We start from the raw sequence: 16,630 nt of genomic DNA on the forward strand, positions 1-16,630 counted from the left end.
GGGGGGGGGGGCAGTGGCGAACTAGCCGGAAAATAGTCCGGCTTTCGACCCGGCTTTATCGAACTGTTAGATAAAAAATCTTCGGTGTCGAAACTGCTGGCTGCTGTAAAAAAGAACATTTGCTAACCACGAGAAGGCTCTGGGAATTGTCAGTTGACACTGGCATCCCAGAGTCATTTTTGTATCGTAGGCCTCACCGCGTGGTCCAACGACAGAAGTCCAAACGACAGAAGGCGTGTGGTTTTCATGCAAAACACAGGACACCGAGTACAACGACTGGCAAGTTCCGCCGTACTTTCCGGCGCGATGGTTTTCTCCGCAGTAGGTGGAGCCGTTGCAGCTCCCGCGGCTCAGGCGGAACCGGCCCCAGTGCCGGCACCGGCTCCGGCGAAGGCAGATAGCTGTACCCCGAACCCGGCAGCACCTGAAATCCAGGAGGCCCTGGATAAGGTCAACAGGGAGCGTCCGAACAACCATGATGGGTGGAAGTACACTGGCACCTCCAACTTCAGCCCGTGTAGCGATTTGAGCTTTGCTCTCGCAGATCAGGCCAAGCAGGGCAACGCTCAGTCCTCCACTGTGCTGTTGATGTTCCACAAGGGTGAGTTCATTGGTACGGACTCTGACCGGCCTCAGCACATCAACAAGGTGACGCCGACCCCTGATGGTAAGAACATCTCGGTCATCTACCACGACTGGGAGGCCCAGGAGGCCGCAGGTGCGCCGAACGCTGATGCGGCCAAGTTCACCTCTAATGTTCACTTCTTCTGGAACGGCGATCACGTCGTCCACGAGGGCAAGATTCCCGGCGGGGCGAAGCCCGCTTCCTAAGGACTCCCGAGAATTTTCGAGAGCTTTCGAGAATTCTTGGACACTCCCGGGGTCTCTTGAGTTTTCCCAAGTAAACTCAATTCAGAGTCGGACATGAGTAAGTAATGCTCCGCCGTAGCTAAGTGCTTGAGAAAACTTGAGAGAACAGAAGAGGTTCCAGCCATGAGTGGTCGTTCAGTTCGTCGCGGGTCGATGCTGGTTAGCGCGGCGGTCGCAGGTGTAGTGGCTTTGTCCGGTTGCTCCACTGATGAGACCGCAGCACCGACCTCTGCCCCTCAGGTAGATGAAGAAACGACCACCATCACTACGACCACCACTGTCGAGGATGACGGTGAAAGTGCAGATACCCCCAATCCGGATGTCGATGATAACGACACCGATGGGGGTTCTTCTGCTCCAACCCAGGAAGAGGCTTTCGAAGAAGCGGTTGCCGACCTGAACTCAATGGAAGGTGGCAATGGCAGCGGTTGGACAGTCACGGACAATACGAACTGGGATACCACCAGCGAATTGACCTTTGCCTCAGCAGTACAGAATGAAATTACCCACTCAACTACCTCTGGTGCAGTGCTGCTGTTTCATAAGGGCGAGTACGTGGGTACCGCCGGTGGTCCGCAGACAATCAACTCGGTCGAAGGCGATGGCAAAACTGTGACCGTCAATTTCTTCGATGTCAATAAAATGATTAAAGACGGCGGTGCCTTCGCCTTTAAAGACCAGTACAACGCTCCCGTTACGTACTCCTGGGATGGGGCAGAGGTTGCTCAAGAAGGCGAGATTCCAAAGGCAGAGGGGAATTGATCTATAGCCCGTGCTCTCCGGATGCGAGTGCTGTCAGACCGTTTTACAGTAGTGGCGCACCACACAGATTTCACACCGATTTCTGTGTTTCGTAAACCTCCGACGCTAGGTTGCCGATACTGTGTTGTCGGTACTACGCCGTCGCTATGAACTCGCTAACATAAGCCGCTAATACTAAGCCCAAAGAGGAAAAACACCGGCCATGCCTTCTTACAACTCATCTGACTCCATCCTTGACGAACGGACCAAGCAGAGCGAGCAGCCTCAGAATTCACGCGTCCACGGCACGCGCCGCGCAATCGCGGCCATCGCTATGGGCGCGTTTGCTATTTCTCCTATTGCAGCCTGCAGCAATGATGCAGACAACGACGCGGCATCGTCGTCAAGCAGTGCAAGCGCGGTCAGCACTACGTCGAGCGAAGAGAAGACCTTTGAAAAGCAGCAGGTTGCTGAGCTGAATGCGGCCGCGAATGTGCGGCCGGCTGCGATGGCTAAGCTGCCGGAGGGTTTTGATCTGCAGTCGCACCGTGGTGGTCGCGGTGAGTGGACGGAGGAGTCCAAGCAGGCGATGATCAACTCGTTGGAGCTGGGCGTTACGACGTTGGAGCTGGACATCGTCCTGACGAAGGATGGCGTGCCTATGGTCTGGCACGATCCGGAGATCCAAGACGATAAGTGCTCGGACACCGAGCCAGTGACGGAGGGGGATCCGCAGTACCCGTACGTCGGCAAGCTCGTGCATGATCTCACCTATGAGCAGGTACAAACCCTGGTCTGTGACAAGAAGCTCGAGGACTTCCCGGATGCGGAGCCAATCAAGGGCAATAGGATGATGACCCTGCCGGAGCTGTTCGAGCTGACTAAGGACAACCAGGACATCCACTTCAACATTGAGACCAAGATTGAGGGCGAAAAGCGCGCTGACTCGGCAGAACCGCAGGAGTTCGTCGATGTGATTCTCGACGAGATTGACCGCGCGGGTGTGGCTAATCGTGTGATGATTCAGTCCTTCGATTGGCGCTCGCTGCCGCTGGTCGCGGAACGGAACCCGGAGATTCCGCTGGTCATGCTGTGGGACGAGACCACCTGGAAGAAGGATTCTCCTTGGATTGGCGATGTCAATTACGACGAGGTCAATGGCGACATCATCGAGGCCGCCAAGCAGCTCGGCGTGCAGGTGCTCTCGCCGACGCACAGCATTCCTTACGGCAAGACACCGTCAGATGCTGACTACCACCCGGTCGCCACGCCGGAGCTAATCTCCCGTGCGCATGAGGCCGGCATGAAGGTGGTGCCGTGGACCGTAAATGAAAAGGAGACCATGCGCGAGCAAATTGCCGCTGGTGTCGACGGCATCATCACCGACTACCCGACGCGACTGCGCGAGGTCTTGGCCGAGCTGAAAATGCCGCTGCCGGAGTCCGCTCCGGTGGGTGATGCAGCGATGTCGACGAACTAGTAAACCCGGCCAGCACCAGCGGAAACTCGTCTGTATCCCTGTTTTGCCCATGTTTAGCTCTGCGGGCCGAGCATGTTTCGTGTCACACTTGACCTTATGACGCGTTTGAAAGTGCTTGCCGACGTTGACACGGGTATCGATGACAGTCTTGCTCTCGTCTACCTCGCGGGGTTGCATACCGCAGGCGAGATCGAGCTGGTGGGTGTGACCTGCGCAGGTGGTAACACCACTGCGGCATGGTCCGCTCGCAACACCAAGTACATGTTGAATCTCTGCGGTTGTCCGGAGGTTCCGGTTGTCAGCGGTTTCGAGGGGCCCGCTGACCGTGAACTGACCACCACGCCTGAGACTCATGGCCCGTACGGGCTGGGCTACAACCTGGCACCACCGGCCGTCATCTACGAGCCGGGGCGCGGAGGGGCGGCGGATCCGCTGGCGCTGTGGCGACGAGTCATCGAGCAGGCACGGTCGACGGGGGAGAAGGTGCACCTGCTGGTCACTGGCCCTATGACCACCTACGTGGCCGCTTTGAAGAAATACCCAGAACTCATGCGGGAGCTCGACGGCCTGACCATTATGGGCGGTGCTGTGGACTACCACGGTAACGTCACCGAGTTTGCGGAATGGAACTTCTGGGTCGACCCCACCGCGGTCACCGAGGTGTTCGGCACCGCAGGTGCTGTGGCCGTCGAGCGCCCGGAGGATGCCGTGCGCAGCATCGCCACCGCCGCAGGCGCGCCGGTGCCGACGCTGGTTCCGCTCAATGTCACCGAGACCATCACCATTAGTGATACTGAGATTGAATCCTGGCGAGATGCCGGTATGAACTCGGAGCTGCTGCGTGTTCTGCGCCGCTCGCTGAAGTTCTACTTTGAGTTCCACCAGGGAGTTGGAGTCGGTTACAAGGCGCAGGTTCATGACCTCTTCGCTGCGATGGTGGCCGTCGGTGCGGTGACAGGGGAAGTGGAGAAGATGCGTCTCGTGGGCGTCGATAAGCGAACCTTTGCAGCTGAGCCAGCACGCCGCGGCCAGGTGGTGGAGGATTCAGCCGGAGCGGTGGCGAATGTTGTCCTGGCCGCTGACCGTGAGGTGGCGCTGGCTGAGTTCCAGCGGGTGTTCCCGCGCTAGGTTCCCGCCCGTGCCCGCCGCGGTGAATCAGCTCGCTGTCGTATGCTGGAGGCAATCAATTTAACAGCTGCTGGTTGCGCAGCGTATGTGCCGTAGACGAAAGCGAATTTATCTCGATGTTCACCCCTGAAGCCACCGGAACCCCGTACCAGCCGGGAGCAACGCGAGTTCTGCTGCTCGGCTCTGGCGAGCTCGGCAAGGAGGTGACCATTGCTTTCCAGCGTCTTGGCGTTGAGGTGCACGCTGCCGATCGCTACGAGCATGCACCGGCACACCAGGTAGCTCACCACGCCTACGTGTTGAATATGTCGGACCCTAGCGCACTGCGGGACCTGATTCTCCAGGTCAAGCCACACTTCATCGTCCCTGAGATTGAGGCTCTGGCAACCGAGGTGCTGGCAGAGGTCGAGGAAGATGAGACGCTGGACGTCACCGTTATTCCGACCGCACGGGCGACTCAGCTGACCATGAACCGAGAAGGTATTCGCCGCCTGGCTGCGGAAGAGGTGGGACTGCCGACTTCCCGCTATCACTTCGCCTCCAGCTTTGATGAGTTCACCGCAGCTGTTGATGAGATTGGCTTCCCATGCGTGGTCAAGCCGGTCATGAGTTCCTCGGGCAAGGGACAGTCCACGCTGCGTTCGCCGGAGGATGTCCAGGCCGCGTGGGATTACGCCATGAGTGGCGGTCGCGTTGAGTCCGGTCGCGTCATCGTGGAGGGCTTCGTTGATTTCGACTATGAGATCACGCTGCTGACCGTGCGCTCCGTTGATCCGGAGACTGGCGAGGGGGCAACGTGGTTCTGTGAGCCCATCGGCCACCGTCAGCAGGATGGTGACTACGTTGAGTCCTGGCAGCCGGCAGCCATGAGCGAAAACGCCCTGGACAATGCGCGCTCTGTCGCCGCGCGCATCACCAACGCGCTGGGCGGTCGCGGTATCTTCGGCGTCGAGCTGTTTGTCCGCGGCGATGAAGTGTGGTTCTCCGAGGTCAGCCCGCGCCCGCATGACACCGGCATGGTCACCATGGGTACGCAGCGTTTCTCCGAGTTCGAGCTGCACGCGCGCGCAGTGCTGGGGCTGCCTATCGACGTCACGCTGGTGTCCCCGGGAGCTTCCGCTGTAGTCTACGGCGGTGCTGACATCGAGCAGCCGGGCTACACCGGCCTAGCTGAGGCCATGGCTATTCCGGAGACAGACATTCGTATCTTTGGTAAGCCGTTTGCCGGTCCGCGTCGCCGCATGGGTGTTGCTGTTTCGACCGCAGATTCTGTCGACGCTGCTCGTGAGCGTGCATCGGAGGCGGCATCAAAGATTAAGGTCGTCGAACTGGGGTAGTTCGACGACCTAGTGTGCGCTGCTGGTGTTGCTTGGGAAAGGAACGCTGCAGCGCACTTTTTTGTGCCCGCTGTGGTGCGTAAGCTACTTGATCTACTTGGACTTCTGTACCGGTGGCTCGGCCGACCAGGGGAAGACGATCCAGTCATCGGTGTGCTTCCAGACGTAGTCCGGTGCAATCTCCGAGCGGGACTTGCCGTAGAGCACAGCGGAACGGACTTCAGCGCCGTGCTTCTTGAGTAGGTCGAGCACCAGATGCAGCGTGCGACCGGAGTCAGCCACATCGTCGACGACCAGCAGGCGGCGGTTGGAAATCGATTCGATGTCCAGCAGCGGCTCCAGCAGAACCGGATCCGGCAGGGTCTCCGCCACGTCGGTGTAGAACTCGACGTTGATGGCGTCAGAGAGCTTGACGCCCATGGTGTAGCTGAGTGCGCCTGCTGGCAGCAGGCCACCGCGGGCCACGGCGATAATAATCTCCGGGTCGAAGTCCGAGTCGACAATCTGCTGTGCCAGTTCACGGGAGGCGACGCCGAAGCCTTCCCAGGTCAGAACTTCCTTGACGTCCAGGTTGGATGAGTCTGCATGATAAGCCATGTATTAACTCTAATCCGAAAATCGACTGACGTGCATAATCAACTGTCCGGTTAGACCCGATGCGCTAGCTCGCGACGGTCTCCACAACAGCTTCGTGCACAGCTTCGGCCACGTCATCGGCATCTGGCTGCTTTGCGACGACCGTGGAGGCCGCAACCATGTCAGCCCACTCGACCAGCTTCTTGCGCTCGCGGCCTTCGGCTTCGCCCGCGGTACGCTCGGCGGAGTCGAGTGCGTGCCAGCCCTCCCAGGTGGTGACCTGGAGGCCCTTGTCGGCCAGGAACTCGTCGACGTCGTTATGCGTGGGCTTTGCAGGTGCGGCCAGGCGACCTGCCTCCCAGTCGGCGATGAGGTTGCCGACAGTTTCATTGGCGTCGCCCTTGGTGTTACCGATTAGGCCGACCGGGCCACGGCGAATCCAGCCGGTGGTGTACAGGCCCTGGATGTGGTTGCCGTCGACGTCGTCAAGCACGCGGCCGCCGGCATCTGGGATGGTGTGCGTGCCGGTGTCGAACGGTACGCCGGTGACTGCGTCGGAGCGGTAGCCGACTGCGCGGTAGACCGCACCGACCGGCCATTCGGTGAACTTGCCGGTGCCGCGGACGCCACCCTCGCCGTCGAGTTCGGTGCGTTCGGTGCGGATAGCGCTGACGTGCTGTACTCCATCTTCACCGGTCTCGCCGATGATTTCGACCGGGGACTCGAAGAAGTGGATGAAGAGCTTGTGCGGGGCGCCCTTGGGCTCGCGGATGGCGTAGTTCTCCAGAATCGTACAGACCTGATCGGTGATCTTGGACTCGCGACGGGACGTTTCGGAGGCGGCATCGTACTGGATGTCCTCCGGATTCACGACAACCTCAATGGTGTCAGAGTGGTCCAGTTCCTTCAGCTCCAGTGGAGTGAACTTTGCCTGAGCCGGACCGCGACGGCCAAAGACATGGACTTCGCGGGCGGCATTCTTTGCCAGGCCGTCGTAGACGTTGTCGGCGATTTCGGTGACGTGCAGCTCATCGGCAGTCTTGGCGAGAATACGGGCGACGTCGAGACCCACGTTACCGACGCCGACCACAGCGACCGACTCAGCGGAGAGCTCCCAATCGCGGGCGAACTCCGGGTGGGAGTCGTAGAAACCTACGAACTCACCGGCGCCGTAGTGCTCCGGCAGGTCCGAGCCCGGGATGTTCAGATCGCGGTCGCCGGTCGCGCCAGTGGCGAAGATGATGGCGTCGTAGAACTGGCGCAGTTCATCAACGCTGACCTGCTTGCCGACGTCCACGTTGCCCAGCAGTCGAACCTGCGGCTTGTCCAGCACTCGGTGGAGGGACTTAATGATGCCCTTGATTCGCGGGTGGTCTGGCGCAACACCGTAGCGGATGAGGCCGAACGGCACTGGAAGGCGCTCGTAGAGGTCGATGGCGACATCGCGGCCGGACTTCATCAGCGCGTCGGAGGCGTAGATGCCGGCCGGGCCCGAGCCAACCACGGCTACACGCAGTGGCGTGGTGGAGTTGGCGAGATCGGGCAGTGAGGAAGCGGCCGTGTTCTGGGCTGCAGTCTGGTCGTTGGTCATTGGGTGGAATCCTTTTTCTACGTTTTCTTTGTCGCGATTGCTTATCGTAGACCAACCGGTCTATGCTTGCTGAAACAGAATATAGACAAACTGGTCTACAAAAAGCAAACACAATACACCGCAAGAATCACTGCTTTGGCTTGAGAGGGTTTTGCTGCGCATCGCTTCTGCTGAACGAGGTCTAAAAGAGCTTGTCGTGCGGACGTCGTGGCAACGGCAGGCTCTGGTTGGGTAAGCGGGGAAGGGCTTGTCATGGAAAAACTCATAGTCTTCGTGCTAATCGGCCTTGGCGCGCAATTAGTCGACGGCACTCTGGGGATGGCTTTCGGTGTCACCGCTACTTCGCTGTTTATTGTCGCTGGTAGTAGTGCTGCCACTGCGTCGGCGGTGGTTCACGTAGCAGAGGTGGGTACGACACTGGCCTCCGGTATTTCACACTGGCGATTCGGCAATGTCGACTGGCGACGCGCGCTGAGTCTTGGTGTGCCGGGTGCTATCGGTGCCTTTATTGGTGCGACCTTTTTGGCGAATCTCGACGGTGATGCCGCGACGCCTGTGACCTCGACAATCTTGCTTTTCCTCGGTCTGTGGGTGATTATCCGCTTCGCCTTTTTGGCCAGTGTTAAGCGCAAGAAGAAGGCCTGGGGGGCGAAGAAGCTCGCTCCGCTGGGGCTCTTTGGTGGCCTGCTTGATTCCACTGGAGGCGGTGGTTGGGGGCCTGTTACCACCTCAACTTTGCTCGGCGCTGAGGCTGACCAGCCGCGCAAGATTATCGGTACTGTCTCTGCGGCGGAATTTCTCGTTGCCTCGGCGGCTGTACTGGGCTTTTTGCCCAAGCTGCGGGAGGAATTTACCCAGCATGCCGCACCGGTAATTGGTTTGTTGTGCGGTGGTGTGATTGCGGCACCCTTGGCTGCGTACCTGGTGGGGCGCATTAATCCGCGGCTACTTGGGATTGCGATCGGCGGCGTGTTGGTGGGGCTGAATATTCGCACTCTGTTTTCGTCGCTGGTTTCTGGGGGCGTACTGACGACAGTGCTGCTCGTGTGGGCTTTTGTTGTCGTTGTGCTGGTGCTGTGGGCGCGTTCGCACGACACTCTTCCGGGGCTGCGTCAGCGGGTCCAACTTGAGCCGACTTCTCAGTCTCCCTCGGCTGATGTGTCTAGTTCTGGATCTCCATCACCCGCTTCGGTTGATGCCGGGGCCGAGGATGCTTCTGAAGGTGTCAAAGTGGGTACGAAAAACGGTGTCCGCGTGGGCGAAGCAGGGGTTCGCTAGGTGTCCGAGCGTGTCCCGGCTTGCACTATCCAGACTGGTCGGTCTAATGTTGCCTGCAATACAACGTAGACCAAACGGTCTATAAAGATTAGAAACTGATTCGGTCAACGAGAACAAAACGAAAGTGATTCGGTAGATTCCCCATGAGCTCTCCTACGAAAACCGCCGAGCGTCCAGCGTCCGCAGCGGCTACCCGACGTAAGAAGCGCGCACCGAAGCCACAGGGGCAGTGGCTTATCGACGGCCGCGAGCCACTTAACGACGACGAGCGCATTAAGAAAGAAGATGCTGGCATCGCCGTTAAGCAGCGTGTTATCGACATCTACTCCAAGCAGGGGTTTGACTCCATCCCCGCGGAGGACCTAGCGCCTCGCTTTAAGTGGATTGGCCTCTACACCCAGCGCAAGCAGGGGCTTAGCGGTGAGCACACCGGCGTGAAGACCAACGCCGAGCTGCAGGACAAGTACTTTATGCTCCGCGTCCGCCTCGACGGTGGCCAGACCACCACCGAGGGCATTCGCACCATCGGCGAGATTTCCCGCGACTTCGCCCGCGACACTGCGGACTTCTCCGACCGCCAGAACGTCCAGCTGCACTGGATTCGCGTCGAAGATATGCCGGAGATCTGGGAGCGCCTTGAGCGAGTTGGTCTCGACACCAACTTTGGCTGCGGCGACGTTCCCCGCGTTATTCTAGGCAGCCCGGTTGCCGGTGTTGCGGCCGATGAAATTGTCGACGGCACCAACGCCATCCGCCGCATCAAGGAGGAGTACCTCTCCGGCGACGAGTTCTCCAACCTACCGCGTAAGTTTAAGTCGGCAGTTTCCGGTTCCCCGCGTCTCGATGTCACCCACGAGGTCCAGGACGTTGCCTTCGTCGGTGTCAATCATCCAGAGCACGGCCCCGGTTTCGACGTTTGGGTCGGTGGTGGTCTCTCCACCAACCCGATGCTCGCCCAGCGTCTCGGCGCCTGGATCCCAGAGGACGAGGTTCCCGAGGTATGGGCGGGCGTGTGCCGCATCTTCCGGGACTACGGCTACCGTCGCCTGCGCAATCGTGCGCGTCTGAAGTTCCTCGTTGCCGAATGGGGCGCGGAGAAGTTCCGCCAGGTACTCGAAGACGACTACCTCAACCGCAAGCTTATCGACGGCCCCGCACCCGAACCTTTCGAGGGCGACCGTGACCACATCGGCGTGCACAAGCAGGCCGACGGTCTCAACTACGTCGGTGTTAAGCCCGCTGTTGGCCGTGTTCCGGGCTCTGACCTGGTCAAACTCGCCGACATCGCCGAGCGCCACGGTGTTTCCCGCGTCCGCACCACCGTGATGAAGGAGCTCATTCTCCTCGACGTCGCCGACGACCAGGTCGACTCCCTGCTCGCAGAACTCGACGAAATTGGCCTGTCTGCCAAGCCCTCAGCTTTCCGACGGGGCATCCTGGCCTGCACCGGCCTAGAGTTCTGCAAGCTCGCACTTGTCACCACGCGCCAGCGCGCAATTGATTTGGTGGGCGACTTGGAGGAACGCCTCGGTGACCTCGACGTCCCAATCACCATTGCGCTCAATGGCTGCCCGAATGCCTGCGCCCGCACGCAGATTGCCGACATCGGACTCAAGGGGCAGATTGTCACCGACGACGAGGGCAACCGTGTCGAGGGTTTCCAGGTTCACCTCGGTGGTTCGCTGGGGCTCGATGCCAACTTCGGCCGCAAGGTTCGCGGACACAAGGTCACCTCGGCAGAACTGGGTGACTACATCGAGCGCGTCGTCAATCACTTCAAGGAACAGCGCCACGAGGGTGAACAGTTCCGCGAGTGGATTGTCCGCGCTGATGAGGAGGACCTGAAGTGAGTGAATCTCCCAATGGGGTTCGGTCGCAGGGGCCGTCGTCAAGCGAAAAAGACGAGACGCCAGCGCGACTGGGAATCGGTGGCCGAAGCGCACACCCCAATCCGAACCGGGGTGCGGTGATGCATTGCCCTTACTGCGGCGGTGATGATCTGTGGCCCGACCTGGAAACCGATTACGCCTGGCAATGCCGCGAATGCTGCCGGGTATTCACAGTGAAACTGCACGGACATATCGATAGAAAGGTGGCGTCATGAGCACGGGACTGAAAACCGCTGAGGTCATTAAGACTCAGGAGGCGCTCGCGCGTGAAGACGCGCTGGACAACCCGGAAACTGCTCGCCGTCTGATTGAGCTCGCACTGGAGTGGGGCTCCAAGCTGGAGACCGCCACTGCTGGGGAAGTATTGGAATGGGGTGCGGAGCACCTGCACACGCCACTGGCTGTGACCCTGTCGATGCAGGACACAGTGTTGGCGGAACTGGCTGCTCGGCACGCGCCGGAGGCAGATCTGATTTTCCTGGATACCGGTTACCACTTCCCGGAGACCCTCGACGTGGCAGAGCAGGTCGCACAGCGTTACGACAACCGACTGCTGTCGATTGAGCCGAAGCGCACCCGCGCCGAGCAGGACGCCGAAGAGGGCGTTGATCTGTACAAGACCGACCCGACGCGTTGCTGCGCATTGCGGAAGGTCGAGCCGCTGTCTGCCGTGAAGCGCCCCTACGAGGGCTGGGTCACAGGTCTGAAGCGCGTCGACGCGCCGACCCGCGCACACACGCCGGTACTGGAGATCGACAAGACTGGTCGCATCAAGCTCAACCCGTTGGCCACCTGGACAGATGAGGATGTTGCCCAGTACATCGAGGACAACGACCTCATTGTGCATCCGCTGACGCAACAGGGGTTCCCGTCGATTGGCTGCGCGACATGCACCGCGCGAGTGGCAGAGGGCGCGGATCCGCGCTCGGGTCGCTGGGCGGGCTCCGAGAAGACTGAGTGCGGATTGCACCTCTAGTTCGAGCGGCTAGCAGACAGCTACTTGCCGCCAGCCACTAGCCGCCCGCCGATAACCGATATCAGCTAAAACAGCGCAGTTACAACAGCCAACACAGCCCCAACAGAAAGAACCCCCATGACTAGCTCAACCACCGTTTCCGTACAAAACCGCCTCGACCCGCGGCTTGCCGAGCTGGAAGCCGAGGCCATCGACATTATTCGCCAGACCGCCGGTCAGTTCGAGCGTCCGGCACTACTTTTCTCCGGCGGAAAGGATTCCGTCGTCGTGCTCGAGCTGGCCAAGCGCGCTTTCGCACCGGCGGGTATCCCGCTGGAGCTGCTCCACGTCGACACCGGCCACAACTTCCCCGAAGTTATTGAATTCCGCGACAAGATTGCCGCTCAGCCGGGCATCAAGCTGCACGTAGCCAAGGTCCAAGACTGGATCGACAGCGGCGTGCTCACCGAGCGTGCCGACGGCACCCGCAACCCCTTGCAGACCGTACCGCTGGTGGAGACCATTGCCAACCGCGGTTACGATGCCGTTCTCGGTGGCGCCCGCCGCGATGAGGAGAAGGCCCGCGCAAAGGAGCGCGTGTTCTCCGTTCGCGACTCCTTCGGCGGTTGGGATCCACGCCGTCAGCGCCCTGAGCTGTGGGGCCTCTACAACGGTCGCCACGCCGCCGGAGAGAACGTCCGCGTTTTCCCAATCTCGAACTGGACCGAGGCCGACGTCTGGGCCTACATCGAAGCCCGTGACATCGAACTGCCGCCCATCTACTTCTCCCATGAGCGTGAGGTGTTCAACCGCGGCGGTATGTGGCTGGCACCGGGCGAGTGGGGTGGACCCCGCGACGGCGAGACCCTCGAGGTTCGCACTGTCCGCTACCGCACTGTCGGTGACATGAGCTGCACCGGCGCTGTCGAATCGACTGCCACCACTATTGCGGAGGTCATGGAGGAACTTCGCACATCCAAGCTCACCGAGCGCGGCGCTACCCGCGCAGATGACAAGTTGTCCGAATCCTCCATGGAAGACCGCAAGAAGGAAGGTTACTTCTGATGAGCCAGCCAAATTCCCCAGCTACCCTGATTACCGCTGACCGCGCCACTCGCGCTCGTCGCACTCTTCGCCTGTGCACCGCTGGCTCCGTGGACGACGGTAAGTCCACCTTCGTCGGTCGCCTGCTGCACGACACGAAGAATATCCTCGCTGACCAGTACGAGGCCGTCGTCGCCTCCTCACAGGCGCGCGGTCAGGAAAACCCGGACCTGTCGCTGCTGGTCGACGGTCTGCGGGCCGAGCGTGAGCAGGGCATCACCATCGATGTCGCCTACCGCTACTTCGCCACCGACGTCCGCTCCTTCATCCTCGCCGACTGCCCAGGTCACGAGCAGTACACCCGAAACACCGTCACCGGTATGTCCACCGCCGAGGCCGTCGTTTTGCTTATCGACGCGCGCAACGGCGTCGTGACGCAGACCAAGCGTCACGCAACGGTGGCCGGTCTGCTGGGCGTTCGCCACGTGATTTTCGCAGTCAACAAGATTGACCTACTGGACTACAGCGAAGAGGCCTTCCGCGCCATTGAGTCGGATGTGGCAGCACTAGCAGAGCGCCTGGGTCTGCAGAACACCTTCGTTGTTCCAGTGTCGGCTCTGGTCGGCGACAACATTGTCGATTCTTCTGAGCACACTCCGTGGTACGAGGGGCCGACCGTGCTGGAGCTGCTGGAAAACCTCAACATCGGTGCCGACCTGGAAACCGATGCCGAGGCTGACCTGCGCCTGCCCATCGACTATGTCATTCGCGATCACGCCACTGAATACCGTGGTTACGCCGGCCGTATCGCCGCAGGTAGCGTGCGTGTGGGCGATGTTGTCTCCGTAGACGCCAACCGTCAGGCTACGGTCACGAAGATCACCGTGGCAGCTGAGGATGTCACTGAGGCCGTGGCCGGCCAGTCGGTGGCCATCAGCCTGGATGCCGAGTTCGACCTCGCCCGTGGCGACCTCATCAGTGGCACGCGCCCGGAAGACGTGCGCCGTTTCTCCGCCGTGGCCGTCCACCTTGCAGACAAGCCGTTGGCAGTCGGTCGCGTCGTAGAGGTGCGCTATGGTGCCGCACTGGTGCGTGGTCGTATCGCTTCCGTCGATGCGCTCATCGATATCGAAACCGGTGAGCCCACCGGTGTGGCTGATCAGCTTGCAGTCAACGACGTCGCGGAGATCACCGTCGAGGTCGCACAGCCGCTGCCGGTCGATGCCTACCGCGTCGGTGGCCGTGTCGGTGCATTCCTGCTCATCGAGCCGGGCACCGGTGACACCCTCACCGCAGGCCTCGTGCGTGGTGCTGCCCAGTAGAGCTGCCAGGTAGAGAAACCAGAAAGCACAGCTAGCGAGCCTGAGGAGACCATCGATGACCGCACTGATTCTGCTTGCGCACGGTTCTCGGCACTCAGAGACCAAACCGGTGCTCGAAGACGTGGTCGCGCTCGTGCGCGAGAAGATGCCGCTCACCCGCCTGGATGCGCCCTCTCAGATTCGCCTCGCCTGGTTGGACCTCGACAAGCCCTCACTGGATACCGTCTGTGCCGAGCTCGCCGCTGCCGGCGAGACTCAGGCACTGGCCGTACCGCTCCTGTTCACCGATGCGTTCCACTCGCGAGTCGACGTTCCCGAACAGGTTCGACTCTGCGATCGGCATGGTGTTGACATCACAGTGGCTGAAGGACTCGGGCTTGGCGACGGCACGAAGCGCGCCGTCGTAAAGCGAATCATCGAAGCGGCGGAGAATGCATCTTTTTCCTGGCCGGTCGATGCGCTGGTGATGGGGGTCGGCTCCTCTGATGAGGATGCCAATGCGGCGGTGCACCAGTTTGCGGCAAATCTTGGCGGGATGCTGCCGGGACATGTGAGCGCGGCATTCGTGGTCGGTCCTGAGAAAATCAAGGGAGCCGATGCTGTGGCCGCGGCGCAGGAGCGCGCGGCCAAGCGCGGACGCGGACTCGTAGTGGTGCCGCTGTTTACCGCGCCGGGCCTACTGTGGGATCGAGTCATCGATGCGGGCGCTGCCGACGGTGCTGGTCAGGTGGCTTTTGGTGAGCCATTGGTCGAGCTGTTGGCGCCGATTGTGTGCTGCCGCTGGGACTCGCGCGCCGCGTACACGGACGTGAAGGTAGTGGCGTAGCCGACGCTTTTTATCCGTCCTAGTTACTCGCCGTTACTCGCCCTTGGAGTGGGTGACCATCTCATCCCACTCGACGTACTTCTTGCGTTCGCGGCCCTCGGCCTCGCCGGCGGTGCGTTCGGCAGCATCGAGCTTGTGCCAACCTTCCCAGTCCAGGTAGTCGATGCCTTTGGACTCCAGCAGCTCGTTGACAGCGGACAACTCCGGCTTCGACGGGTTGAATTTCTTGCCCTCAGCGGCATCGGCCAGGAGATTGGCCACGGCCTCGTTGGCATCGCCCTTGGTATTACCAATCAGGCCGACCGGTCCGCGGCGAACCCAACCGGTGGTGTAGAGGCCAGTGATGGCCTCAGCTGCTTCATCCTCGGTGTTGTCGGATTCGATGACTCGACCACCGACGTTGGAAATGACATTCTTCACGTTGTCGAACGGGATACCCGGCAGCGCATCAGAGCGGTAGCCCACGGCGGAGTAGACAGCGCCGACCTTCCAGTCGGTGGTCTCGCCGGTCGGCCGCAGCCCGCCAGCACCGTCGTATTCCATGCGCTGAGTGCGCAAGCCTGTCACATGCTGCTCGCCGTCGGTACCCTCCTCGCTGAGGATTTCCACTGGCGACTCGAAGAAGTGAATGTAGAGCTTGTGCGGTGCGTTCTTCGGCTCACGGATGGCGTAGTTCTCCAGGATGGTGCAGACCTGGTCAGTGATCTTGGAGTTGCGACGCATAATCTCGGATGCGGAGTCGTAATCAATATCGCGCGGATCGACAACGACCTCGACGTTCGGTGAGTAGTCGAGTTCCTTGAGCTCCAGCGGAGTGAACTTTGCCTGTGCCGGGCCGCGGCGGCCGAAGACGTGGACTTCCTTGGCCTTATTTGTCTTCAGAACCTCGTAGACATTGTCCGGAATCTCTGTGACGTGCAGTTCCTCACCGGTCTTCGCCAGGATTCGGGAGACATCCAGCGCGACGTTGCCGACACCGACGACGGCCACGGACTCCGCCGAAAGGTCCCAGGTGCGCTCAAAGAGTGGATTGCCGTCATAGAAGCCCACGAATTCGCCTGCGCCGAAGTGCTCCGGCAGGTCCGCTCCCGGCGTTGGCAGTGCGCGGTCGCCGACGGCACCGGTGGCGAAGATGACGGCGTCGTAATGCTCCTTTAATTCGTCGAGTGTGATGTCCTTGCCGAACTCAACGTTGGAAAATAGGCGCAGCTCCGGCTTTTCCATCACGCGGTGCAAGGCCATGATGATGCCCTTGATGCGTGGGTGGTCGGGGGCGACGCCGTAGCGGATTAGACCGAATGGAGCCGGCATCTTTTCAAACAGATCGACTTCCACGTCAGTACTGGATTTCATCAGTGCATCGGAAGCATAAACACCGGCCGGGCCAGAGCCAATTACGGCAACGCGGAGCGGGCGATTCATGAAGTGTGTCCTTCTTTCTCTAATGCTTTACGACGGTCACGAGGCCGCGGCATAAGTAGCTGCCAGCGGTGACCTCGTGGGGAAAGGAGTTATTGGTGAGCTATCGGTTTATTCGACATTCCCAATGGTAGCGCCCCCAATCGTAGCGATAACTTACGAAAAATCGAGAGG

General features: G+C 60.4%; 14 protein-coding genes. 11 read left to right on the top strand and 3 right to left on the bottom strand.

Going from position 1 to position 16,630, the window contains the following annotated elements; translation table 11 throughout:
* Positions 1-246 precede the first annotated feature (246 nt).
* From HMPREF2787_RS07925 to purT, 5 genes are all read left to right on the top strand, one after another.
* The gene (locus HMPREF2787_RS07925; protein WP_016421541.1) at positions 247-831 is read left to right on the top strand and encodes an LppP/LprE family lipoprotein; all 585 of its coding nucleotides are present in this window, start codon (positions 247-249) and stop codon (positions 829-831) included.
* 162 nt (positions 832-993) lie between these two features.
* A complete protein-coding gene (locus HMPREF2787_RS07930; RefSeq protein WP_070858950.1) occupies positions 994-1,632 on the top strand; it encodes an LppP/LprE family lipoprotein in 639 nt (212 codons plus the stop codon).
* A 202-nt stretch (positions 1,633-1,834) separates the two neighbouring features.
* Positions 1,835-3,091, top strand: a complete 1,257-nt coding sequence (locus HMPREF2787_RS07935; protein ID WP_070858951.1) for a glycerophosphodiester phosphodiesterase family protein — start codon at positions 1,835-1,837, stop codon at positions 3,089-3,091.
* Between the two features lie 96 nt (positions 3,092-3,187).
* A complete protein-coding gene (locus HMPREF2787_RS07940) occupies positions 3,188-4,219 on the top strand; it encodes a nucleoside hydrolase (protein WP_070858992.1) in 1,032 nt (343 codons plus the stop codon).
* Between the two features lie 116 nt (positions 4,220-4,335).
* The gene (gene purT, locus HMPREF2787_RS07945) at positions 4,336-5,556 is read left to right on the top strand and encodes a formate-dependent phosphoribosylglycinamide formyltransferase (RefSeq protein ID WP_070439007.1); all 1,221 of its coding nucleotides are present in this window, start codon (positions 4,336-4,338) and stop codon (positions 5,554-5,556) included.
* A gap of 93 nt (positions 5,557-5,649) precedes the next feature.
* Here purT and HMPREF2787_RS07950 read toward each other — a convergent pair whose 3' ends face one another.
* Both HMPREF2787_RS07950 and HMPREF2787_RS07955 read right to left on the bottom strand, forming a co-directional pair.
* Positions 5,650-6,153 (bottom strand): phosphoribosyltransferase, encoded by a 504-nt coding sequence (locus tag HMPREF2787_RS07950; protein WP_048734520.1) that lies wholly within the window; start codon positions 6,151-6,153, stop codon positions 5,650-5,652.
* Positions 6,154-6,217: 64 nt separating this feature from the next.
* Entirely contained in the window at positions 6,218-7,723 is a 1,506-nt protein-coding gene (locus tag HMPREF2787_RS07955; protein WP_070858952.1) for an FAD-dependent oxidoreductase, read from the bottom strand.
* 252 nt (positions 7,724-7,975) lie between these two features.
* On the opposite strand from HMPREF2787_RS07955, the gene HMPREF2787_RS07960 reads away from it, so the two are divergent.
* From HMPREF2787_RS07960 to HMPREF2787_RS07985, 6 genes are all read left to right on the top strand, one after another.
* A complete protein-coding gene (locus tag HMPREF2787_RS07960) occupies positions 7,976-9,001 on the top strand; it encodes a sulfite exporter TauE/SafE family protein (protein ID WP_070858953.1) in 1,026 nt (341 codons plus the stop codon).
* A gap of 143 nt (positions 9,002-9,144) precedes the next feature.
* Positions 9,145-10,851, top strand: coding sequence for a nitrite/sulfite reductase (locus HMPREF2787_RS07965; RefSeq protein WP_049189475.1), 1,707 nt, complete (start codon positions 9,145-9,147; stop codon positions 10,849-10,851).
* A 250-nt stretch (positions 10,852-11,101) separates the two neighbouring features.
* Positions 11,102-11,866: a phosphoadenylyl-sulfate reductase gene (locus HMPREF2787_RS07970; RefSeq protein ID WP_048734528.1), complete on the top strand. Its 765-nt coding sequence runs from the start codon at positions 11,102-11,104 to the stop codon at positions 11,864-11,866.
* Between the two features lie 117 nt (positions 11,867-11,983).
* A complete protein-coding gene (cysD, locus tag HMPREF2787_RS07975) occupies positions 11,984-12,910 on the top strand; it encodes a sulfate adenylyltransferase subunit CysD (RefSeq protein WP_070858954.1) in 927 nt (308 codons plus the stop codon).
* Positions 12,910-14,211 carry a sulfate adenylyltransferase subunit 1 gene (locus HMPREF2787_RS07980; protein WP_070858955.1) on the top strand — a complete coding sequence of 434 codons (1,302 nt, stop codon included), beginning with the start codon at positions 12,910-12,912 and terminating at the stop codon, positions 14,209-14,211. The genes cysD and HMPREF2787_RS07980 overlap by 1 nt, the downstream gene beginning before the upstream one ends.
* 55 nt (positions 14,212-14,266) lie before the next feature.
* Positions 14,267-15,037: a sirohydrochlorin chelatase gene (locus HMPREF2787_RS07985; protein WP_070858956.1), complete on the top strand. Its 771-nt coding sequence runs from the start codon at positions 14,267-14,269 to the stop codon at positions 15,035-15,037.
* Between the two features lie 33 nt (positions 15,038-15,070).
* Here the strand turns inward: HMPREF2787_RS07985 and HMPREF2787_RS07990 are convergent, their stop codons facing one another.
* On the bottom strand, positions 15,071-16,459 hold the full coding sequence (locus HMPREF2787_RS07990; RefSeq protein WP_070438263.1) for an FAD-dependent oxidoreductase: 1,389 nt from the start codon (positions 16,457-16,459) through the stop codon (positions 15,071-15,073).
* Between the last annotated feature and the right edge of the window lie 171 nt (positions 16,460-16,630).

The sequence above is a fragment of the Corynebacterium sp. HMSC061H03 genome, assembly GCF_001838215.1.
In the GTDB taxonomy this organism is placed as follows: Bacteria; Actinomycetota; Actinomycetes; order Mycobacteriales; family Mycobacteriaceae; genus Corynebacterium; species Corynebacterium jeikeium_D.